Origin of the sequence: Methanosarcina mangrovi, from assembly GCF_052057765.1 — an archaeon.
Taxonomy (GTDB): domain Archaea; phylum Halobacteriota; class Methanosarcinia; order Methanosarcinales; family Methanosarcinaceae; genus Methanosarcina.
In genome coordinates this window covers 1053334-1077626 of record NZ_CP195120.1, presented here as the reverse complement: position 1 = coordinate 1077626, position 24293 = coordinate 1053334, and the positions used below count along the sequence as shown (strand labels likewise).

Below are 24293 nucleotides of genomic sequence, written 5' to 3'. Positions count from 1 at the left end.
GGATTTAAAGGTGTAGTTTGAGAAGGAGAAGAATGTAATATTAATTCAAGGAAGTTTATTTAGCATGTTTAGGATTTCATTTATTTCAAGAAGAAACTAAATAATTATTTCAAAAACTTAAATTACTAAATACTTATACTAAATGAGTATTTGTAACAAATTTGTCCAAATTAGTTCCGAACTTAAGAGGTAATCTTTTGAACTGGACTCGTTTTCGTACATACAATGAAGCGCCAGAAAGAGCTTTTGAAGCCCTATGCGACCAGTTATTTGAAAAATGGTCCCATCGTGAATATGGAAACAAAATTCTATGCATAAACGTTGTGAATGGTGCTGGTGGTGACGGGGGAGTAGAAGCATATACAAAACTCCAAACAGGCGAATACATAGGTCTTCAAGCAAAATGGTTCCCAAGTTCAATAGAAGATACTCAAATCAAACAAATTCAAAGTTCAGTTAAGACGGCAAAAAAAATCAGAAATAATATCACGAAGTACATAATATGCATTCCTCGAAATCTTTCAGATGAAAGAATGGGAAAAGGTCAGAAAAAAATAATAAATCATGAAAGATCACGTGTAGAAAACTGTTTTGAGAATATAAAAAAAGAATATCCTGAAATGGTTTTGGAACTTTGGGATGAAAAGCGATTATCGACTGAATTACAGTATCCTGAAGCAGAAGGAATTAGAAAATTTTGGTTCGAAAGAGAAGAGATTTCATTAGAATCATTAAAAAAACGTTTTGAATTAGCCAAAAACGGATGGTTAAAAGAACGATATGTTTCTTCCCTTCATGGGTCGGGATATATTTGTAATTATATTTCAGAGATGTTAGGTGTCTTCACATATAGGCAAAATTTAGTTTTTGATTTGACACAAGTTGAAACAAAAATTATCAAAGCACTTAGCGAAATTGAGCATTTTCTGTCATTGCCTAACATTACCACTGTTTATAACCATGATGAACTAACAAAATTTGAGAGAGCAAAGAAAGTTCTAATGATATATTTACAAACATGTCAGTACCTTATCGACGCTACAAAATATGGTGCATACATAGATCCATTAAAACTGGAGGAAAACGCAGGTTTTCGGGAACTTTTCGATCTATTAAAGAATCGCTCACAGTGGAAATATAGAATCACTTATCGAGATTTAGAAAGGGCACTTGTAGATGTAAATTCTCCTCCTTTTGACTATCCTGATCTTGCAACTTATTTTAATGAGGTTTCTTCATCTTTGGCTTCTTTTAACATGATAATTTTAGGAAATCCGAGTACTGGGAAAACACATGGATTAGCTAATTATGTAGAAAACAATTTAAAAGAAAACTTTCCTGCACTATTAATCCGAGCTAGAGATGTTCGTGCTGATGAAGGTTGGGGTTCGATTTTAAGGCGATCTTTAGAGCTATCTGGAGAATGGTCTACAGACGAAATATGGTCCGGATTAGAGGCATGTGCCTCAATATGTGATGTGAGAAGAGCTCTGAATGAAGAGTTTGATTCAGAAATTGAAAATGAAACTACTAGATTTTTGATTTGCATTGACGGGGTTGATGAGTCAACTACATGGAATTCATGGATTGAAAGAGTTGGGGAGCTAGAAACAATCAATAAGTGGCATCCTAAACTGAGATTTTGCTTCAGTAGTCGACCATATGTTTTTAAAAATGAACATGTTGAATCTGACTTAAATAGATTGATATATCTCCCACTAGAAGGAGATGTATCTGTCAATGAATTGTTTCCAGCATATGTAAAACACTATAATATTAATGTAATCCAAGTAAACTGGGTACGTTGGGCTATAAGAGATCTGCTGTCTTTAAGGCTTTTCTGTGAAGAATACAGTGACTGTTGTTTAACCCCATCACATCCGATATACACGACTGTTTCGAGTCTACTTAAATCAAAAATCGCTCGCGTAGATAAAGAAATATGTATTATGCTTGGAAATAGGTGGGGAGAACGTGATTCTGTCATTTTAAGGTGTCTTACTTCTCTAGCAAAATTTTTCCTGTCAACCGTTGAAGTGAGCAGGAATGAATGTTGCAGTTTAATCAAAAGTTCGCAAGGTAGGACTGGACTGATAGATGAGAATACAGCTGGAAGAATATTAGATTGTTTGGTCAATTATGGGCTTCTGTATGAATACGTGCTCCAGTCTCATGATCCGCTAGATCCTTCTGAGCAGAAATATCAAATTGCATTTAATCCTCTAAATGATTATTTGATAGCTAGAGAAGAAGTAAAGGAAATTGTTTCTGGAAGATCAATCAGACAAAGTTCAGGATTAAGAGACAATTATTCATCACAACAGATGGCTGCTGTTATTTTACTGGCTGAAAACAATTGGCTTGTTGGAGATAGAGATTTATGGACTGATGACCTCTCAAAAGACACTATTGCTGACTTGAGGTTATCTGCCTTATCTTATGCCTCTATAGAAACAGCTGCAATATATAAGGGTTGGGTTGAAACTAAGCTAAGGGAATCGATGCCCTCATGCAGAAAAACCCTTAAGATATTAGTTGTAAGGGTCGCCCGCATGGAAAATCATCCACTCGGACCAAAATTAGTTCATGATATTTTAACTTGTTTTGATGATGTAGCATCAAGAGATCTAATTTTTTCTGGTCCTGATTATATCCCAAAGAATCAAGACGAGGTTTGGGAAGGATATGGTAGGAATCCAATTCGTGACCTTAAATTAGAAAAATATGATAAATTTGATGGTTTACCTCTATTATTTACTTGGACATTAACAACTGTAGACAATGATTTGCGTCTTTATTGTCGCAAGGAGCTAACTAAATGGGGAACAAATAATTTAGACCAATTAATCAATTTACTTAACCTCACATTTGGCACAGATGATCCTCAAATGAAGGAGGATTTAATATCTGTTGCTTTAGGGGCGGCTTGTTTAGTTAATCAAAGTGACCGAGAATTAGGCAGGTTAGCTGAATGGACAATTAATGAAATTTTTGAAGATGAAAAGATTCAGTCAATTAATAACGTTGTGATTAGACATGCAGGGAGACTAATAGTAGAAAGAGCTTTTTTTTGTAACTTTGTTAGTGAAGAACAAGTTCTCAAATCCAGACCTCCATATAAAATAAAAGAAAAGCTACTTAGATTAGATGAGGAAGCTGTCCAAAGTCAATCAGAAACTTTTACACCAGTTGATATGGACTTGGGTTGGTACGTGCTAAAAGAAAGTTATGAAGGATTTTTTGAAACGGATAGAGAATTAGATAATAATTCCGCTCATCAAAACAATGAATGGGAAAATTTGTCAACAGAATTGATTAAAAACTTATTGGAAGGAACATTTGGGGAAATCGAGCTTTCTGTAGAGAATTGTTTAAAGGAAATTTTAGAAAATAGAGAACGAAAAAAGGAAGAAAAAACTAAACTCTTAGAAGGAACACGCGAAGAAATTGAACTCATCATAAACAACCTTCGGGAGAAAGTTTCAGAAGAGAAGAAGAGAGAAAAAGACGAAGTAAAGAAAGTAAGAGATAATACTAGAAATCCAGAAGCAACAGAGCTGCTCAACAAATATGCTGCGAGTATTGGCGTAGAAAATATAACACCTCATCAATTAGCTCTTGGTGCAAGTATCAGATACATAAAAAATCTTGGTTGGAACGAAAAACAATTTTATGGTATACCTAATGGAGGAGAAGAAGGAGAACTTCTGGGTGCAGATATTGCGATAATCCGTAAGTACCCTCCTGCAACACATGGAGAAAGAAGTCGAATTTCTAGTTTTGCTGAAAAGTATGTTTGGTGTGCTGTTCATGAACTAATTGGATATTTTTCAGATATACTTGAATATCAAAATCCCTATGGAAGTAATAAATTCAAGATTAATGACTATAGTTCCATAATCTATATTTCCAACCCTGCTCAAGAGTTATTAGAAGAAGACCAGGATCAAAACAATGAATTAATAGGTTGGTTTTTACCTAGTGACTTATGTCCAAAATTAGAGATATACGAAAGTGATAAAAAAAGAAATATCGTTAAATGGATTAATGAAGCCGATATCCCTCCGTTTTCGTCATGGATATTACCTACTATCGAAGACATAAAATTGATTAACAGAAATTTAGATGATTTATGGACCTGCTTATATAATTTTACCATTTTAACAGAGAATGAAACTGATGCACAATCACTGCTGTGGATAAGCAGTTATTTTACAACTGAAAATGAATTTAATTTTTTTAAAAGAGAGTGCGCATCAAGAGTTTCAGAGATTGATTCTCTGCTTTATATGGGGGGCACATATTGTACTGTAGAAGGCCATGAATTTTATTCAAGTCCCGTTGATTTATTGTGGATTCCGTGGAAAAGAGAATATAGAGATCAAATAGATTTTTGGACAATATATGAAGGGAAACCATTTAGATATACAATATCTCCTGCAGTACTTGAGGGAATGTATGATTCCGCGAAATATGGGGAATCAACTTACTATCTTCCTTCAAAAAAAGTGCGCAATATCTGTAGTATAATGGATGGAGATAATAAAAGATTCTGTGATAAAAAAGGTAATCTAAAAGGGTTTAATTCGTCATGTGGGGAGAAGTTAAAAGATAATCAGTATTCATTGTTTGTCAGAAGATCGTGTTTAGAATCTGGGCTTCAAAAAGATGGTCTTAAATTGTTTTGGCTTGTTAAGTTGATACGTGAACAATCTCCGCGCGCATGGTATGAACTGGATAGTTTCAGGTTTAGACGTGAAAGAGTATATTTATTATGGGTAGAAAATGATGAAATAGAGTCGTTGCCAATAAAAAAATAGTTTGACGAACAATATAGTCAATGTCATATGAAATAACAGAATTGGCATATATCTAAACGCAGTATGAACATCTCCTATTAAAGCTACCCACCACCTAAAAAGTTACTACCCTGCAAATTTTACTTTTATTGAGTTTTCAGCTTATTTTAGCTCAATATTAACAAAGGCAATTCCGGTAAACTTCAATGGAACCGCACACAGTTAAAAAATAAAAATTCCCTCTTAAAAATCCCCCATCGCCTGAGAAGCATCCGTCCCTGCAAGTATTTCAAAAACTCATCCTAAAACCTATACTTATTCCTCTAAATCCTGAATTCGAAGTTATGAATCGATTTTCTGGTTGGAAGAATCGGTTTTAAAAACTTTATTAACATTGGAGATAAATGGTTCTGGAATTAATCCGGAGTTTAAACTGGATGAATAATCAAATAGAGTTAGAGTGATACTGCAGATAAGGATGTGACTGCATGGATAAATTCGTCAAAGATAAAATAAATCAAAGTAGAATTGACAGAAAACAACATCATTCCCGATTTTTGGAAAATTGCAGTACTTACAACTCTTTTCTTGAATTAGAAAAGAAAGCATTTGAAGCTGGTTCTCTTTCACGGAAACAGAAGGAACTCATGGCTCTGTCTATTTCTATTGTTACTAAATGTGAGCCCTGTATTGAATGGCATGTTCAACAGGCCTGTTTAGCAGGTGCATCGGATAAAGAGATATATGAGACTATAGATGTGGCCATCGAAATGGGAGGAGGCCCCGCTGCTGCTTACTCACGATTTGCATTGAATGCACTGGATTTTCACAGAGAAGAAAAATAGAAAATCTGCACTTGCTGTTTTTAATTTACCTTTTTAGCTGATTTTGCTTTTTAGTAAGTTTCTTCAAAAATAATAAACCGGCTATTTGTAGATTCTGTGGAGAATTGTAGTTTTGCAACGATGGGTTTTAGGAGCCACTTCAAATCAAAAAAAGGAAAAAAGTGAAAAACCTAAGAAACAAAAATGCCTCTCATACAACCTCGATAGCAAGTGTAAAGTTCTCCTCAGTTCCGGTTGTGTTCTCCCATGGCCTCTTGTATATTCCATTCACCTGCTGGCTGCCCGGAGAACATGTAAATGAAAGTAAACGAAAAAGAAAAGGGAATAGTTTCCCGATCTTTCGACGGTTAGTGGGGAGAGAGGAAGAGCCGCCCGCCGGAAATATAATTTTATAGTTATGTTTTGGCAATTTCCGGTAAAATTTGCCTCTTACATTTTCAGAAACTCCCAATCGTCACTTTTTAAGGTCAAAATATCCTTAAAACAACTTATTTTTTCGCGAACTTAAAAAACTTTTCTGAAGTGTTGGGAAATAAAAAAAGTTATAATAACCTGATGAACTCCTCATCGGTCATTCCAGCTTGCCGGATAATGGACTTCAGGGTTCCTGCAGGTATCTCAGGATGGTCGGGGATAATAACTATTCGTGTCTCATCTGGAGATATCCTTTTCATCTTTATATGGCTTCCTTTCTGAGACACAACCTGAAATCCCTGGTTGCTTAGTGCCCTGATGACTTCACGAGCTGACGGGGTGGGAAGTTTTGGCATGGGAAGAAACCTCCACCGTCGTAGTAAAAACCTGTCCGGCTGCGGGGATCTGAGCATCTTCGTCTTCAAGGTAGAGTTCAATAGCTTCTTTCAGGTTCTCGATGGCTTCTTCAATAGTTTCTCCCTGACTTGCAATATCAAGCTCGGGGCACCAGGAAACATACCATTTTCCTTCCTTCTGGACAACAGCTGAAAACCTGTACGTCTCTTCCATAATTATGAGATTAACGCAGGGTTATAAAACATTTCTCTTGCGAGTGCCAATTGAGACTTCTGATCAATATGCGCACTTTACCGGAATTTCTGCAGGTTATTTTCTTGGCTAATAAAGTGCTTTTATGATTTGGCAAGACCCTTAAATTACTCATTTCAACCTACTTATTTATTTTTGGGAAGGCCGTCAGGCAAGCTGGCGGAGGCGTTAGCTCAATCCGGTTAAAAAGAAAGGTATCATTGTTTAAAGAGCGAGAAGAAAGCACTACAGGCAATTTTTTTCCGTTTTTTTCAGCTTTCCGCGGTAAATAAATTTTTATTCTTGTATTAATTAAAATTTAGAGATGCAGTTACGTTGTTCACTCGTTGAAATTCTTATACATATAGTTTGTAGCCAGATGGAAGATTATAATGAATATCACAAGCATTGAAATATCTATAAGTGGAGAAAATAGTGAATTACCCGTAAATGCGTATTCTATCATATCGTTTCCATAAGTAAGTGGGGATATCAGTGCAATCTTCTGACCTATCTGAGGCATAGAAGATATCGGAATGAAAATGCCGGAGATAAATATAAGCGGTAGCCTGACAGTATTAAGAATTGCCATGACCTCGCCCGCAGTCTCGGTGGGGTACGCAGCAAATAGCGTCCCGAGCATAGCAAAACAGAACGATGTGAGAATCATGGAAATAACAAGGATAGGTGCATTTACTATCTGCGTATCGAATATGAAGATGCCGACAACGAGCGGTAATAACGCAATGACGAGACTGTAGAGAAACCCGCTGATGCTCTCCCCGAAAATCATTGAGTTCAGGGAAATAGGTGCTGAGATCAAGCGTTCAAAAGTCTTTACGCGCCGCTCAAGAGTTAATGAAACCGGCTCTATTTGTGAAGCAGAAAACAGTAAAGTGATTGAAATCAATCCGGGTATCAGTGTTTTTGGGGGTGCATTCTTCCCGATAGCAAAAGATAGGAACATAAAAAGAGGAAAGAGTATGCCGGAAACTATAATATTGGACCTGAAGTAGTAGATTCTCATATCCTTTTTGGCGATTGCCCATGCACCGTTCATTTCCCGAGATAGGTGCTTTGTCCATCCTTTATGCTCAATCGATGGCATGAATTCCATCACCTGCCCGTTGAAGACCGGTTAACATTACAAATACATCCTCAAGACTCGGACCGGGAGTTGCTATACTGAGAATTTTTAAGTTATAAGAGTGGGCATAAACAACCAGAGAATCAATAACTTCAGACGGAAGTTCGGTAAAGATCTTAAATTTGTCACCTGCTTTGTGAACTTCGTTTATCATTGGAAGGCAGCTGAGTTCTTTGAGGTGATCTATGGAATTATTATCAAAAGCAACTTCTATCGACTGAACACTCCGAATCGTCCTTTTCAACGATTCAGGCGTATCGACTGCAACGATATTTCCTTTATTGATAATTGCTACCCTGTCACACATAACATTTGCCTCCTCAATATTATGAGTTGTTAAGAAAACAGTGACACCTTCGCGGACCAGACTTGAGATCACTTCCCGGATGATAAGATTGCTCTGTACATCGAGCCCTGAGGTCGGCTCATCCAAAAATATCAGACGAGGACTATTGACCATGCCCATAGCAAGTGTCAGACGCCTTTTCATTCCTTTTGAAAAACCCTGAACTTTGTCATTACGCCGTTCGTATAATTCAAACTTTTTGAGCAGTTCGTTAGCTTTTTTTTCTCGCTCTTTTCGTCCTACATGGTAGAGTTCAGCTGAAAACATCAGGTTCTGCCAGGCAGTCAGGTCATCGTACACGTTTGAATTTTCAGAAACAATGCCTACAGACTGCCTTGCAGCAATGGTGTCGTGTTTAACATCATGACCAAAAATGGTTGCAGTTCCGGAAGTAGGTCTTGATACTCCTGTCAAAATACGAATAGTAGTTGTCTTGCCGGCACCATTGGGACCTAAAAACCCGAAAGTTTCTCCTTCACCGACTGAGAAACTGATGTCATTGAGAGCAGTAAGGGAGCCAAATTTTTTAATGAGATGAGATACTTCAATTGCTTCCATGGTTAGTCCGTGACCTCAGTGCATTAATATTAAACCTTAACTCCTATTTTTTGTAGGGGATATATTAGGACATACAATTTTTTCCAAGTAATTTCGGTCCATTTGATTACGATTTTGATGAGAAAATGAGCGAAAAATTTATTCCCATTCAATAGGGAATATATTAAATATGTATTTTTTTATAATCAAGTTTATCGCATTTGAAAACAAATTAATTTTCAATTTATTGAATATACAGTTTTCGTAAACCTGAAGATTACACTAAGCTTAGGAGATACTAAAGGAAGGAAACGATTTAAACAATTATTTCCCTTCAGTTTTGGTCTGCATTAAGCTATTACTGTTCTAATTTAACCATTGAGTTTTTGAAAGCTATGTAAAGAATTTAGGAATCAATTTATAGTACTTTTGTCATCGAGGCACTTGTAGTTGAAAATTACCATCCTCTTGATAAGATCTCTATATTCCCCACAAAACATTGGAGTTAAGGATTAAAATCAATTGGTAACAGTAATAGGTTCTATAAGTTAAAGTTTGCTGATTTTTAGAATAAAATTTAGTTCTGTATAATCTTCGGTTGCAAATAAGTTGTCCAGAGGCATAAACGATATGGATTTAATTTAAAAGCTATCCATGCCGCAATATTTTATGGGAAGAATCTAATATTCCTGATTTCGTTCCATCAACGAGGACTTAAAGAATCTTAAATTATAAACTCTTTTCTAAATCTTCTAAACAGGATCAGTTTAAAAACATGGCCTGCAAACGTGAATATAAAAGTGATCTCACCTCAGGAAGTAAGCGAGATCATCCATACAGCACTGGAACAGAATCGCAGTAGCTAAACATAACCTAAAAGTCCTCTCTTAAAAAACTCCTGCAACCTGAAAAGCCTCCGACCCCACAAGAAATTCAAATCAAAAAAGTAAAAAGGGAAATAAAACCTGAGAAAAAATCCCTCTCACTCAACCTCAACAGTGAGTGTAAAGTTATCCTCAGTCCCGGTTGTATTCTCCCATTGTTGCATGTATATGCCGTTTACCTGCTGGGTGCCCGGAGCCACGGCCTGAATTATCCATGTATAAGTTCCGGGAACACCAGTAGATTCTTCAGGAGCTTCATCCTGAGCATAATCTTCATCGAGAATACTGAGCCCCTCGCTCACGTTGAGTTGCCAGGAATAACCTGTAGTGGGGTTTCCCCTGAGTTGAAGGGTAAAATTCTCTCCATTATTGAGACTGATGCTTGTCCCGTTGTCAGCTTCGGTTACTACCTGTCCTGTTTCTACGGTTTCATTAGCTTCGGTTGTGTTTTCTTCTGTGATATTTTCGGTAACATTTTCCTCTGTCATGTTAGAAGTTTCCGGTGTTGCAGGCGTAACATGTTCGGAATCTTCCGGAGTTTCATTTTCTGCAGTCTCTGGATTTTCGGCACAGCCGGCTGCAAAGACAACAGCAGCGATGACAAGGAGCATTGCCATTAACTTTAAGATTTTCTTCATAACTATTCCCTCAAAAATTCTCTTCCTCTAACTTAGTAATGCCTAAATTATTGTACTTCCTTACAGGATATCGTACTTCTTTACTGATGCTACTGTTTTTGGGAATAAACCCTTAAAAACGATCGATCCTCATATTTTCATATTTTGAGAATCAATATTCTTGCAAAATTTGACGACGGCTGCCAGGTAAAAATAAATCCGGACGGATCAGGATGGAAAATCAAGATGTTGTTTTGTACCTTTCAGAAAACATCCGGATCTCCTGACAATAAATGTTAAGTAGTAACTTTCTTTTGGATTAAAGTTTTTTCGTTTTAGTGAGAATTATAAAGTAGAGATATAAAAAGTGAAAAACCCCGCTTTTATTCAGACTTCCGGCTCCGGATAATGACTTCTCGATATAATCCTGAAATTTCGAGAAAAGGTATGGAATGGATTCGGACCTTTTTATGAAAAAATTTGACTCGGGAGATCTTGGAGACGACGATGACTTTTTCGAGTGGTATGCAGCAAAAAGAAGCCTTGTATATCTGGAACGAAAAGCTAAAAATTATCTCGGCAATTGGGATCTGAACCCCACTTCCACCCCAAAACCGATTTCAGTCTCACCGCCACCCCTCCTTTCCTCGCAAGTTTTATATATAATCGCACTCAAATAGTAATATTGTATAAAAGTCTCTAAAATCGGAGAGTGTTTTTTAAGGTAATGCTGCACCCAGGGATCAATTCAAACGAACCTTCAGATGCAACTTTTGAAGTTTTCAGCTTTTTATCTCGTTTTAATGGCTTCAAGAAAGCTACGTTATACGTTTTAAAAAGTGGGGGCATTATTTAATTTTTAAGCCGGTTGAAAACTGCAAATAAATTACCTGAACCGAATTCCAAAAAATATACAAAAACTAAGGAAACCAGAACCAAAAAACACTCCATAGAGCCTTTATTCATGAGGTTAGAAACAAGATGTCAGACGAATCCGATGATTCAGACAGTAGTGATAGTAGCGATAGTAGTCGTCAGAAAATGTTCACAGCAGCCGGAATGGTCCTGTGTGTCATACAGTTTGCCTTCTTCGTGGGCATGATTTTGATGTTCATGGAGATGGACTTTGCCCAGGGCTTCAAGTTCATGCTGCTTGCATATTCTTCAGCGTTCATTTATAAGAACATGGAGAATTCCGGGATAATCCGGCTTGTAACCCGGAACTGATGACGGTGTGGATTTAACCAAATCCACACTTTAGTACAGCCCTATCACCTGCCCTGTATCTTATTTTACCTATTTTTCGATATTTCTTTTTTGAAGCTCTTTTCGTTTCAGCCGTAGCTGCCTGCATTTGAAAAACGATACTCTGAGCGGTCAAAATAATATAACCGGCAGAACCTTATCAGCAGAACCTTATCGGCAGAACCTTATCAGCAGAATCGGTTTGTATTTCTGCAGAAACAGGGAACAAAGGAAAGAGTTCTGTCCGAGAATTTTTTAAGTCATATAGTTGTGATTAAAATACTTATATTTATGATCTTAGCCTTTTGCATCCTGTATTCCGTAGATTTCAGAGGTTGCAACTCATTAATAAATAGAAAAAGAAATATAGGATAAATTTTTACTATCAGCAACATTTTTAGTATCAGCAACAATTCTTCTATGGGATAAACATGGACCTTACATTGCAGATTGATACCGATTACTCGCTGCAGGAAGCAAGCGAGGTTATTCGCTCGGCTCTGGAACATGAGAAACATCTTGCGAAATACAAGGTATACCGCTATGCCATGATCTGCGATGAATATGAAGACCAGTTCGACCTGATCTCCACGGAGTTCATACAAAAATTCGAAGCCGGCGAATTTGTTATGGACGACGAGAAATACTTCGACTGGTACGCCGCAAAAAAAGGGCTTGACCACTGGAAGAAAAGGCTGGCCGTCCTTGATGCTGTCAGGTTCTAACCGGCAGAATGCCTCTCACTTCAAGAATCATATCCTTTTTCCGGCAACACTTTTTTCTGAACCTGTAGAATACTTTTCTTTCATTTTTCTTCTTTCATTTTCTTTCTTTCATTTTTCTTCTTTCATTTTTCTTCTTTCATTTTCTTTCTTTCATTTTCTTTCTTTCATTTTCTTTCTTTCATTTTCCTTCTTTCGTTTTCCTTCTTTCGTTTTCCTTTAATTTTTCCTTACTTTTTCTTTTTTATTTTTTTCTTTCTACATTCTTTCCTTTTCCTCACTTTTCCTTTCCGATTTTTCTGTACACTGTAAAAATGTCTAAATTTTATGCTAATGTTTAAATAACTGTTTTACCATAATTTTAACATTGATAGTTTTTTAATGGTGTCGAAATGGGGGAGCAAGTCAAATTAACAGATCTGGTTTTTCTGTCCGAGAAGAGAAAAAAACTTCTTCTTTATCTGAAAGATAAGCCCAGGAGTATGGCTGAAATTCAGGAATATCTTTCATCAGATCCTGTTTCAATTTTACCACAGATAAAAAAATTAAAAGAAGGTAACTTAATTGTGCAGAAGGGGCACACATATGAACTCTCTCTGATGGGGATCGTGATTGCCGACCAGATGCCGCATTTTTTGGGCACCCTTGAAGTTCTGGAGGAAAATTTTGACTACTGGACAAAAAGGAACCTTGAAGGAATCCCCCCTTTTTTACGCAAAAGGCTTTTTGAACTGAAAAACTGTAAGCTCATCCTTCCGGATATGAGCCATATGTTCGAACTTAACCCCGAATTCGTAGAAAAACTTCATCTATCCAAGCATATTTTCGGTTTTGCTTCCTATTTTCACCCTTCCTTTACCACCCTTTACCCTGAAATCGCAGAGAAGGGAGTGGAAATTTCTTTGATATTTACGGAGCCGGTGCTTCGGAGGTTCGAAAAGGATTTCAGGAAAGAAATGCGCATTTTCTTAAGTTTTGAAAATATTAAGGTGTTTATCTTCCCGCAGGACCCTAAAATTGCAGACTTTACAGTAACAGACAGGTTTTTTCTGCTTACCCTTTTCCCAAAAGAGAAAATCTTTGAACACGAAAGCCTTCTGTGTTCCGAGCCTGAAGCCCTTAAGTGGGGGACCGACCTTTTTTCGTACATGCTAAAAGAAGCAATTCAGGTAAAAGATATTTGAACTTCCTGTTCTGCATGAACTCGTATCTGCATGAACTCGCATCTGCATGAATTACTGTAAATCTGTTGTATCCTCATAACTTTTTCATCTGGGTATCTTATCAGTTCCTCTCACCAATTTTTCCTTTACAGAGCAGACAGGAGATGTCTGATATGTCTTCATGGGCCATACTATCGGTTAGAAAGACCAATCAGGAGTTTCCACGCTATCAAGGTTTTTGTCGGGTTCATGGCAGTACTTCTGACAGGAATTGCTGTAACGGAGAAAAAGAAACAATAAAAACGGTATAAACGATAAAAACGATAAAAACGATAAAAAGAAATAAGGCAGTTATGAAAATAGATTCTAAAAATGGAAGGTCTGAAAAAGAGATATTTCGGGTAATAAACCTGACCAATTATTTATTTTCATAATTCCTTTATATGAAATAGAAGACTATTTTTAATGGGATAGACATGAGTTTCACGCTTAACATAGAAACCGATTTTTCACCTCAGGAAGTATGTGAGGCTATCCGTTCGGCTCTGGAACATGAGAAGCATGTTGCAAAATACAAGGTCAAGCGGTATTCCATAATCTGTGAGGATTTCGAGACAAAGTTCGGGTACAGCTCCAGTGAGCTCAAGGCGAGGTTCGAAGCCGGGAACATGGGAGATGAAAGTGATTTCTTCGACTGGTATGCGGCAAAAAGAGGACTCGACCACTGGAACAAAAGGCTTGAGATCCTTTCAGGAATTTCCTTTTGAGAGAGGTCTCAAATTTATCCGTTTTTAAAAGAATTCTGTCTTCCTGTTTTCCGGAAGCTGGCTTTGAAATCCGGAGCACTCTTACGGGATCGTATCTTATCCGAATCTTTTGCTGCCGGACCGCACGACGGAATTTCGGGACGCTCTGGTTCCCTTTGGAGCACTTTCCTGGTCCCTTTTGATACATTACTCCGGTTATAAAGCAGGAAGAGCCAGGACAGGAAGGGCCCGGCCTCCGGACAATAGCCCTTGACTATGATTTACCCAATCCTGATCCTGTGTAAAAATTTTTCCGCTAAAGGGGAAAAAATTTTCCGAGAAAATACTTCTCAATCATCCAGGCTGAGAATTGACAAATTATTTATGTATGTTTCAAAGTATTACAGGCTAATTTATTCTCTACATATGGAAACAGCCTTGTTCTCTACCTCCCCGATTATCTGAACATCATCAAAATACCAGTAGGTTTCTCTTTCCGGAAAAGGGGTCTGGCACGACTTTTCCATTGTATAAACAGACTTGAGGTGTTTAAAGTGGTAAAAACTGTTTTAAAAAGCATGGTAGGAGAAGCTCTCATCGGTTCAGGCCCGGAAATCGCACACATCGACCTTATCATAGGGCCAAGGGGCGGACCGGTCGAAGCAGCGTTTATGAACTCCCTTGCAATGCCCAGGCAGGGGCACACCCCGCTCCTTGCTGTCCTTGAACCGAATGTCCAGCCAAAACCTGTGACCCTGCTAGTAATTAGGGAAACTTAAATTTGGGTTACCCACATGAAATAGCGAAGAGCCCAAAGAACCTTGTTTTAAGCATCTAAACAGGAATGATGTCCAGGCACAATAAAAACATCAGGGATTTAATTTATTTTATGCATTTTACTTTATGACATCAATATTGATAGGTATGACAGGTCCTTAGATGATGTTGTTAAGTTCCTTGCTAAGGCTCTTAAATAAGCTATTTTTACAACTTCTTTATAGCCAGAAAAAGAAACTTCTGTTTCTTTAAGTGCCGAAACTTCAGAAATTGAAGTTTTGCCAAAACTAAAAAAAAAGAGGATTTTTAGTGATTTTAATGAGTTACATTGAGGGGGAGAATCGAAGCCCTATGGAAAAACAGGGATGTTATCCTGGTCGTAAAAGACTCTGCAGAGCAGCAACTCAAGCGTGTGAACTAAGGGCAGGATACCGGCTTCCTTCAAAAAGTTTCCTTTTACGAATATACGGAAGTCCCGGAAAATTTAACATCCGGGTATGCGTCGATTGAACTCTATTATGGAGATGAACTCAAAGCCTCCGACTGGTTCAGGATTGAAGCAAGCCCCATAGAAGATATTACGGCAGAAGCTTTTAACCAGCTGCTTTCGGCAAACTACCAGAGAAACATCCATACATTCATGGAATACGCTATCAATGTCGAGCCTGACATCGAACCCGAACAGATAAAGGTAAGGAAAGTCAATGGAACCCTGCAGCGGGAAATTTCCCCTTCGTATAAAAACTATGCAATTTACTATGTCTTTGAGATTCCTGTTCTGAATTGTAACATTTATTTTTATATATTTGATTTGTTCTATTAATTTTTATTCTAAAGTCAATTTTATCTATCTTTATATAAAATTTATACAGTTAAATAGTATTTTATACTGGGACGTTCATTATTGAATATTACTCCATCACTATACAAAGAAAAACATAAACGGTTGACTGAGATGGAATTCCAAAAAGTATGGTGATAGAGTCAAAATTTCATAAAAAATCAAATATTATTCCTCATCTACAAGAATGCGCTCTTTCATGAAAAAAACCTTTTTTATTTTTTTCCAATTTCAGAAAGAGCATACAAAACATGACTCGTAAATTTACTAGGTTAAGATTAATTCAATGTAATAAACGAAAGCTCGAGTATAAAACAGAAAATATTCGACATCAACTTTGTAATTCAAAATAGATACAATTTTACATGGGTGAAATTAGCATGACAATTAGTGACCCCCGTAATGATGGAAGTTACATATCGATGTCTCTTGATGCCCTTTCTTGGGCTGAGACCAGTGCAGAAGCGGCGAGTCTTTTTACTGGCCAAATTCAATTTTCTGTTGATGCTTGGATACGTTTCAATGGTTTGCCGGCAAATACAGCAGTGATTGGCAAGAACGGAGTGTTCGCTTTTGGTAGTCAAGGCCCATCAATTTATTTTCAATTTGCGGATCTACCGATCATTTTGTCTGACTTAACCGTGTCAAAGCTTCAGGACGACCACTGGCACTATATTTGTGCTACTTTTGATGGTTCAGCAATTAGGCTTTACATTGATGGCCAGTTTAATGCTGGTCAAAACTGTATGGGACAAGTTACCAGTAATAAGAATCCTGTCTTTATTGGACAGGGAGTACAAGGACTCATTAAACGTGTGCGTATTTATAATATTGTCTTGGATTCAGAAACAGTGCTTACCAACATGTATGGTACACCTGCAAGCAGTACACTTGTTGCGGACTTTGATTTCAGTATCAATGCACCCATTGACCGCGGACCTTCCTCCTACCCTATAAATCTGCAAAATAATGCTTTTATGGTAAAGATTTCACCTGCTGTATCTCTTGGCAACACAGGCTTTATACGCCCACTTAATGATAGTAATATTAATCCTGGAGGAGGGCAGAATGATCCATATTCCTTACAGGCTTGGATTTTTGTATCGAAACAGATTAATCCCAACCTTATTCAGACTATTTTTGCCAACAGTGATCTGATGCTCGATACTGGTATGGCACTATATTTACAATATGATTCCTCTGTGTTAGCCTATCGTTTAGTATCTCAACGTGGATCTGGCAGAACCGGCGGCCAAACACTAGCCTCCGCGAAAATAGTTCCTGTAGGAATCTGGACGAATGTTGCCACAACCTTTGATGGAATTAATCTTAGTCTCTATATAAATGGGAAACTAGACAGTTCGATAGCCTGTACACCAATTCCACTTTATAGACAGTTTAGCGACCTTTTGATTGGTGCCACAATTGAAGAAGGTAACCCTTCCGGCGTTACTACTTTACAAGGCTTTATCCGAGAGGTAGATGTATGGTCACGTGCATTAAGTAATGCGGAAATTGCAAATTTTATGGACGCGCCACCAGATGTCGAATCTGATGGTTTACAAGGTGCTTATGTTTTCACTAATTCTCCAGCCCGCAACCAAGTTAATGGTCATCCAATTGCTCTAGCCGAAGGTGCGGTTCTTTCCGGACAACTAGAACCAGCTCCTGTTACTGCTTATAGCTGCAAAAGTGATAGTGTCGAAATACCAGAGATGGGAATCAACCCTGAAATTATGGAAAAGATACGCGCCGAATTAAATATTCGTCAAATTTATGAAAGCAATCGAAAAGCGTTTGATGTAGCACAAGATGCAGATATAGCAGCCTTTGATGATCCAGCCGATAAGGAACTGATACGAAAGGCTTGGGCTGAGTTTCGTGACAAGATGGTTAATGATCCTACTTCATTACCGTTCTTGATGACGCATCATAAGATTGATGGAGAACATCTCCTAATAATCCATAGACCATCAGGTTCCTATGTAGCCTATCGAACAGCAGAGGAAAATATTGATTCATGCACCTTGTGGAAAATTAACCTAGTATTCATTGTTATTGCTGGAGCATTGTCTGCATTTACCGGTATCGGGGCTAAACTGACAGATAAGGCTATTGCCTATATTTTGCGCATTTTGACTACACCAAAAATTAGTTCAATAATGGCTCTTGGAACTTCGATGACGGCTTCCAATATTTTTTCAATGTTAGGTACTTTTTGTGAATTGGGGATGTTGAGGCAGTTAATTTTACTGGTGATTGATGTAGGTTTCTGGACTCTAATTAGAGTGATTGCAAAAATATTGCTAATTGCTGCAGGTATCGGTTCTGCATATGTGATTGCATCCCTCGTTGCTACAGCAGGAATATTTATTATTACTTATGCAAATAGGCCGGCATCCTGCGATCCTCTTCCAACCGTGAATCTAGCAAGCATCTCATTTGATCATGATCCTACTGGAGCTTCAGTAGAGGCATTGACAATACGGCATAATTTTGGTTCAAATATTAGTGTACCTGAATGGATCCCCTCTAAAACACTGCCAGAAGAAGCACCATGTGCCTATGTAATAAATGCTGTATCCGGAAAAATTCCTACTATAAAGGTTGTGCTTAACATCTCAACAGCCACCCCACGTTCTATTTCTATTCGGGCTACTGGCGGCGGAATCTTAGGAGCAATTAATCCAGTTACAGTCAATTTTGGATCGAGTACCACGGTGGAAAAAGAATTGCCTTTGTCTAATCACACGCTTGCAGTAGGAGGGATACAAAGTGCCGATGTAATTTGGAATTGGCAATACCAGGTTGATGACAGTGCTTGGATCAATATGGCTTCTACAAGCCACCGTGTATATGTCACTCTTAGTGCTCCAACTGCTCCTTGGCAACAGACTCCAGATCGTACCAATCTGAACTTGCCATGGACCGATGTTCTAGATTATGCTTGTGATTGGGCTAAGGGAGCGAAAAGCATCGATGAGATCTTAAGTCTGATTACTATCAAAGTAAATTCAGGCATTAATCTAGAATATGATGATTTTATGGGAAAATCATATTACACCATCATATTTATGGGCATGAACCTGTTTCAGTGTACCCAATTCATAGATTTTTTGAAAACAAATGTTGGAAATGGAAAGAATGTCAATTGTACAGACTGTGCCACAATTGTTACCACTTTTGGAAATATTTTGGGTGCTGATGCGTGTGAAGCAGTTATATCCGATAGTAAACCGCCAGTTGATGGTTTCTTATGTAATCAAATACTGGCCATTGGTAAGACAACATGGAAGGTACCCTTCGGTATTGGTTTTAGCTATCATGAAGTTGTATGGACAGGTGCAGGTTCATCCTTAATAGATAACTTGTATGATGCCTGTTTGAGATATCCCATAGACGACGATCCTTGGAAAATAGATCCAAATCATAAAGCGGGATTACCTGTTAAGGTACCGTTTACTACATTAGAATCAACGCCTCAGATCCCAATTTCTGCACCGTTTCTAGATTCAAGTTATCGAGAAAGGCTAGCTGCTAATAAAGACGGCGGTATTCCAAAATGTAAACCCCAAGGTTCATGGGATGGTACCAATTCAGGCCACAGACAGGTCATATGAAAAGGAGATAGTTATATGGATACTAAAGTTTGGCTAGAAGGTGCCAAGAAGAGATTTAATTTTGATGCTTGGCCACTTTCAGAGGAGATTTTGAAACTCCAGATACGAGATTTAAGTCTTGATGTCAAGCAAATGGCTGAAACTTGGAACTTGGAGAGGCATCTGCCCTATGGCAACAAAGGATATGTGGACTATTATAAAAGTGCAGAAAATAAGAAACATAGAATTATGGTATCTATCAGTGAATATCTTAGTAGTCAGGACGCTTATTTGGCATTGCTTAAGGAAATCAGTTTTTCTTCTGCGAGAACTCTGCCTCGTTTAGATCAACTAGGAATAGATATTGGAGATGTTGGATTTACAGGTTATGGCAATATATACGTTAGTATCATCTTTGTTCGCCATAATGTTCTTGCAGATGTTAGAAGTATTGGTGATGAATCTTTTTCCGTTATAGAGTTTGCTAAGGAAATTGATAACAAAATAAAAAATCTAGCTTCACTGTGACTATAAAAACATAATTTAAGGAGGTACCTTAATGACAAAGTATAATGATTTGTATATCCGTGATGCATATAGTGATACTGGAATCATTCCTTCAAGTGGTGACGCATACATGTCACCAGACATAATTCCCTATCAGAACAAGATGCTCAATTGGAGTACTGCCAATTCTACTTATGCAGGTCCAGATATCAGTAAATCCATTATTAATAATGCGGTAAACAATATCTATGTCCGATGCAAAAACCTCAATAATTCTGCAGGTTCTGGTACTGTCAGCCTTTATTATGCAAACTTTTCATTTATTCTTTTACCAACAACGTGGACTAAGGTGATGAGTTCTGGAGGGATAGGTTCCTTATCATTTGTTGACGAATCGGGAAATACTTCGATCTCATCAGGCAGTGTGGCACTATCAAATCCGTCTTTTTATCTAGCAGGTTTACCTGGTAATTTTCATTACTGTTTTATCGCAGTGATACAAACACCCACACACCCTGTCACGATTCCAACTGATTTTTCATCAAATGCAGAATTTGTCCAATGGGTACAAAAAAATCCCTCTATAGGTTGGCGTAACATTAGTTATTCGCCCAATTCTGTCAAGCAACTTAGCCGTTATTATCGCTTTGGTAACATCAATCCATATGACACCTATTTCATCTTCACAATTACAGCGGTAAATCATGTTCCTGGTACGAAGGTAAATTGTCAGTGTACCGATATATCATGTCCCATCAATTTTGATGGGTCGATTCCAGAACCTGACAAAAAGGGGAATCAGATAGTCACCTTTAACGTTCTTATTCCTCCTAATTTCAGTGGTGATCTGATAACAACAGTTACTTCACCAAGTGGGAGTTTCCCAATAGGTGCTGACTTTCATACTGAGTTTTTACAAGTACCCGATATGTCTAACGAATTGGATTTAGCAGTGTCTAAACGATTTACTGTGGTAAGTGGAACGGAAGAGAATCGGATTTACCAAGATGCCATGCTAATCAAGGTAGGGGAATGTACGATTACCATTACAGATAACCTAGAGAAAGTCCAAGGATAATCAACATTACTTGGACACTAATTTAATCCCTTGAGAGGACAAATGAAGTCTTTTCTATTTTTCTCTATGGTTTTTTTGGAAACGGGTTCTGTGGGAAAAATATTTATTTAATTGTAAAAAACTGAAATTAGATAACTAAAAGTGTATATGGCTATCCAGTATTAATTAATTGAGATTCACTGTTTTAGAGAGATTCTGCAGAGCCCGAAAATGGGGCTTTGCCTTCTCAAATCACATAAATTCCAAAAAATCTGTAGCTGCTGAAGAACCCAAAATGAAGTATAGTCACCATTTTAAATAATGCGACATTTTGTGTGTAAATTTGTGTTTCTCCCAAAATTCATCCAGTTCTTTTCTTAATACGTTAATATTTTTGAATGATTTTATTGACGTTAACTCTTCTCTTGTCGTTTTCCAACAATATTCTGTTGGATTCCTATCTGGAGTAGCTGGAGGAAAAAACAGAATTTGCAGCCACTGTTTATTATTTTGATAAAATTCCTTTGCCTTTGCTGATCTATGCCATGTAGCTTTGTCTAGTATGAGAAATATCTTTACCCCTATCTCTCTCTTAAAATCGATTAATGACTTTAAGTAAGAGTCTGTATTCTGTGTAACTCCTAAATCATACCCATAAAACTCTTCGTTTTCAGTGTAGAACCCTCCAATATTGACTTTGGCTTTTGAACCACTTGTAAACTTAATAGGCTTCGAACCTTTGATAGCCCAACATTTTGATCTGTTTGAATCCACACAAAAACTGCTCTCATCTTGAGTTACGAATAAGTGGTTAGGATTTAGGAATCTTTTTTTGAACTTCGGCTAGAAATTCGTTTGTGAGAGTCTCATTTCGCCTTTTTGATTGAGGTCGACATGTTATTTTGCTAAACCCTAAATTTTTAATGATTTGTCTCATTCTTGATTTTGAATAAGATATGTTGAATTTCTCTCTGACAAATTGAACTGCATCCTTTGTTTGCCAACCACGATAATAACCGTCATCTGTTGGTATTGGCTCGGATAATGCTTTTTTTAGCTCAGATACTTGTTCTGCCGTTAAAAAAGACTTTACTCCTCGACCGGGTTTACATTTAAGGCTAGACAAACCTTCTTTTTCAGCTCTCTTTATCCAACGATGTACTGTTGAACGATGGACTGAAAACTCTTCGGCAATTTTAGCGGGACTTAAACCATTTTTAACCAATAATAACGCTTGAAGTCTAATCTGCTCAGTTTTATTGCAGGAGCGATATATAGCAGTAGAAATATCAGAAGTGGTAAACATCTCCAAGCTCATAGGTAACTAATATATTGATATTAGTATAATAATGTTGCATTAAATGTAGAGGTAACTATAGTATATCCTCCATTGAAATTGAAAATCTATTAGAACCTCAGTTTGACAGTACCCACTAATTGGTACTGAATATTTTCCTTCTTTTTTGGTTCAACTGGAATTGCCAGGTTCTATAAATTTATAAAAATTTATTACATATGTTATATAATTCAATTCCATTTTGCTACTATCAAGCTATTGATCCTACTAAAATTCGCAAAAATATACTTTTTGACTCCATTTATCTGGTAGCGTACCGAAATTTCTGTAAAATATGATTGACTCTGTATCCTTTTTCTTCACCACAAAAAAATAGGAAGCAGAGTCAATGGCAAATTTATTCTCACTCAAAAAAGATTATCTTTTCGATCAGGAAGATGGAATTCGCCAGTTAATTACCTGGTTTTTAAACCTTGTAATGGAGGAGGAAGCCCTCCTCCAATCTGGTGCAAAACGTTATGAGGGGACCAATTCTCGCAAAGCCAGTAGAAACGGTTACAAATCTCGTACCCTACAAACCAAATATGGCGAACTCGAATTATTAAAGCCTCAATTCCGTGAGTTTCCCTTTTCAACTCAAGTATTTGATAAGTATTCTCGAGTTGAAAAGGCCATTTTAGCTGCCGTAAGTGAGTCTTACCTTCAAGGTGTTTCCACCCGATGGGTGGAAAAAGTCATGGCTGCTTTAGGAGTTGAAGGAATCTCAGCTTCCTCTTTTCAGGATTACCAAAGAACTGGATGAAAAGGTTGAAGATTTCTTATCAAAGTCAATAGAACACGAAATTCCTTATCTTTTCATTGATGCAACTTATCTTAAAGTGAGAGATGGACTTCACTAGGAAAATAAAGCTCTTTTCATAGTTGCTGGAGTCAGAGACGACGGTTATCGTGAGATTCTTGGAGCAAGATTAGCAGACAGTGAAGACTCTCTATTCTGACAAGATCTATTCGAAGACCTGAAAGAAAGAGGATTAAGAGGTGTCAAGTTAATTGTTTCTGATGGGCATAAAGGAATACAAAAAGCGGTTAGAGAGTCTTTTATTGGATCAAGCTGGCAGATGTGTCATGTTCATCTGATCAGGCAAACTCTTAAGAAGATTCCAAAAAAGAAGCAAAAAGAAGTAGCGGATAAAATAAAAGAAGCATTGGTAGACTGTCAGAAGTTACAGGAATTGATTAGAGAACTGGATAAGATGGGATATAAAAGCGCAGCTGATCCCCTTGAAAGGTTCCAGTATGATATAATGAATTATTTGCAGTTTCCACAGAACCATTGGAGAAGAATAAGGACAACAAATATGATGGAGAGAACTAACAAGGAGATTAAAAGAAGGAGTAAGGTAGTAGGGGCATTCCCGAATCAGGAATCAGTATTGAGACTGATTGTCTCAATACTGATCGATATAAATGAAGAATGGATTACTGGAAACAGGTATATAGTAATGGAGCAGTAATCAAAAATAAGAGTAAAAGGGTATAGAGAGAATTTTACAGAAATATAGGGACACTACCGATCTTATACAAAAAACCGTAAAAACGTTATCTTTTGACTTTTTCTGTTGTGCCAAAATACCATTCTGGGATCTGAATCCAGGTGAATTCTATATTTTGGATAGACTCTTAGTTTATTTCCAGCTTCTTAATTATTTCTTTAATACGCTCCAAATCTTCCCTATATTCTTTAACCATCTTAATAAGGACTTGCCCGGATATATTAGACTTAGATGAAATTTCCAAGTCTTGAAGATTACGAAACCAACCCGTAATAATTCGGAACTCCTCTGCACTTAAATTTTCGAGATATGCCAAATGCGTATACCAATCCTTATCATATACTATAAATCGGCAATCAATACCTTCATTTTCGTTTACGTTATCGAGTTCTGAAAACATCTCAGAACTAATTTGTAATTGAGTTAATAATCTTTTTCTATGTGATTCAGATTCCCTTTTATCCGAATATTTTTGGTTGTCTAAAGACAACTTTACACCAAGAAATGTAAACATCCCTCCGATAATTCCGCCCAATATTGACCCGAAGTAAGATAAAGAAATACTATCCTTATTGTAATTTACAAAAAGGATGTATATCAAAAATAGAA

The 24293-nt window shown here is 37.3% G+C and carries 19 protein-coding genes and 1 pseudogene; 13 read left to right on the top strand and 7 right to left on the bottom strand.

Going from position 1 to position 24293, the window contains the following annotated elements:
• The first annotated feature begins 197 nt into the window (after positions 1-197).
• Positions 198-4820, top strand: a complete 4623-nt coding sequence (locus ACSAZL_RS05085) for a hypothetical protein (RefSeq protein WP_440947646.1) — start codon at positions 198-200, stop codon at positions 4818-4820.
• 467 nt (positions 4821-5287) lie between these two features.
• Positions 5288-5644: a carboxymuconolactone decarboxylase family protein gene (locus ACSAZL_RS05080; protein ID WP_440947645.1), complete on the top strand. Its 357-nt coding sequence runs from the start codon at positions 5288-5290 to the stop codon at positions 5642-5644.
• Positions 5645-6186: 542 nt separating this feature from the next.
• On the opposite strand, the gene ACSAZL_RS05075 is transcribed toward ACSAZL_RS05080, so the two are convergent.
• The 5 genes from ACSAZL_RS05075 to ACSAZL_RS05055 form a co-directional block, all read right to left on the bottom strand.
• The gene (locus ACSAZL_RS05075) at positions 6187-6414 is read right to left on the bottom strand and encodes a type II toxin-antitoxin system HicA family toxin (protein WP_440947644.1); all 228 of its coding nucleotides are present in this window, start codon (positions 6412-6414) and stop codon (positions 6187-6189) included.
• The gene (locus tag ACSAZL_RS05070; protein WP_324445927.1) at positions 6383-6628 is read right to left on the bottom strand and encodes a type II toxin-antitoxin system HicB family antitoxin; all 246 of its coding nucleotides are present in this window, start codon (positions 6626-6628) and stop codon (positions 6383-6385) included. The genes ACSAZL_RS05075 and ACSAZL_RS05070 overlap by 32 nt, the downstream gene beginning before the upstream one ends.
• 358 nt (positions 6629-6986) lie before the next feature.
• Entirely contained in the window at positions 6987-7754 is a 768-nt protein-coding gene (locus ACSAZL_RS05065) for an ABC transporter permease (RefSeq protein ID WP_440947643.1), read from the bottom strand.
• Positions 7741-8697: an ATP-binding cassette domain-containing protein gene (locus tag ACSAZL_RS05060; RefSeq protein ID WP_440947642.1), complete on the bottom strand. Its 957-nt coding sequence runs from the start codon at positions 8695-8697 to the stop codon at positions 7741-7743. Before ACSAZL_RS05060 ends, ACSAZL_RS05065 begins: the two co-directional genes overlap by 14 nt.
• 961 nt (positions 8698-9658) lie before the next feature.
• Positions 9659-10198, bottom strand: a complete 540-nt coding sequence (locus ACSAZL_RS05055) for a protease inhibitor I42 family protein (protein WP_440947641.1) — start codon at positions 10196-10198, stop codon at positions 9659-9661.
• A gap of 431 nt (positions 10199-10629) precedes the next feature.
• Here ACSAZL_RS05055 and ACSAZL_RS05050 point away from each other — a divergent pair, with 431 nt between their 5' ends.
• The 10 genes from ACSAZL_RS05050 (at position 10630) to ACSAZL_RS05005 (ending at position 20855) form a co-directional block, all read left to right on the top strand.
• Complete coding sequence (locus ACSAZL_RS05050) at positions 10630-10857, top strand: hypothetical protein (protein WP_440947640.1); 228 nt, start codon at positions 10630-10632, stop codon at positions 10855-10857.
• A 301-nt stretch (positions 10858-11158) separates the two neighbouring features.
• Complete coding sequence (locus ACSAZL_RS05045) at positions 11159-11404, top strand: hypothetical protein (RefSeq protein WP_440947639.1); 246 nt, start codon at positions 11159-11161, stop codon at positions 11402-11404.
• Positions 11405-11853: 449 nt separating this feature from the next.
• On the top strand, positions 11854-12147 hold the full coding sequence (locus ACSAZL_RS05040; protein ID WP_440947638.1) for a hypothetical protein: 294 nt from the start codon (positions 11854-11856) through the stop codon (positions 12145-12147).
• Positions 12148-12626: 479 nt separating this feature from the next.
• On the top strand, positions 12627-13328 hold the full coding sequence (locus ACSAZL_RS05035) for a helix-turn-helix transcriptional regulator (RefSeq protein WP_440947637.1): 702 nt from the start codon (positions 12627-12629) through the stop codon (positions 13326-13328).
• 455 nt (positions 13329-13783) lie between these two features.
• The gene (locus tag ACSAZL_RS05030) at positions 13784-14074 is read left to right on the top strand and encodes a hypothetical protein (protein WP_440947636.1); all 291 of its coding nucleotides are present in this window, start codon (positions 13784-13786) and stop codon (positions 14072-14074) included.
• A 533-nt stretch (positions 14075-14607) separates the two neighbouring features.
• A complete protein-coding gene (locus tag ACSAZL_RS05025; protein ID WP_440947635.1) occupies positions 14608-14832 on the top strand; it encodes a formaldehyde-activating enzyme in 225 nt (74 codons plus the stop codon).
• Between the two features lie 638 nt (positions 14833-15470).
• Entirely contained in the window at positions 15471-15653 is a 183-nt protein-coding gene (locus tag ACSAZL_RS05020) for a hypothetical protein (protein ID WP_440947634.1), read from the top strand.
• A gap of 398 nt (positions 15654-16051) precedes the next feature.
• Positions 16052-19291, top strand: a complete 3240-nt coding sequence (locus ACSAZL_RS05015) for a LamG domain-containing protein (protein ID WP_440947633.1) — start codon at positions 16052-16054, stop codon at positions 19289-19291.
• Positions 19292-19306: 15 nt separating this feature from the next.
• Positions 19307-19798, top strand: coding sequence for a hypothetical protein (locus tag ACSAZL_RS05010; RefSeq protein ID WP_440947632.1), 492 nt, complete (start codon positions 19307-19309; stop codon positions 19796-19798).
• Positions 19799-19829: 31 nt separating this feature from the next.
• A complete protein-coding gene (locus ACSAZL_RS05005) occupies positions 19830-20855 on the top strand; it encodes a hypothetical protein (RefSeq protein ID WP_440947631.1) in 1026 nt (341 codons plus the stop codon).
• 285 nt (positions 20856-21140) lie between these two features.
• Here ACSAZL_RS05005 and ACSAZL_RS05000 read toward each other — a convergent pair.
• Positions 21141-22152, bottom strand: a protein-coding gene (locus ACSAZL_RS05000) for an IS630 family transposase (protein WP_440945076.1) whose coding sequence is annotated in 2 segments (ribosomal slippage) — positions 21141-21669 and positions 21668-22152 — 1014 coding nt in all. Because the reading frame shifts where the segments join, the coding sequence is not laid out codon by codon here.
• A gap of 317 nt (positions 22153-22469) precedes the next feature.
• Here ACSAZL_RS05000 and ACSAZL_RS04995 point away from each other — a divergent pair.
• Positions 22470-23645, top strand: a pseudogene (locus tag ACSAZL_RS04995) (IS256 family transposase).
• Between the two features lie 166 nt (positions 23646-23811).
• On the opposite strand, the gene ACSAZL_RS04990 reads toward ACSAZL_RS04995, so the two are convergent.
• Positions 23812-24219, bottom strand: a complete 408-nt coding sequence (locus ACSAZL_RS04990) for a hypothetical protein (RefSeq protein ID WP_440947630.1) — start codon at positions 24217-24219, stop codon at positions 23812-23814.
• Between the last annotated feature and the right edge of the window lie 74 nt (positions 24220-24293).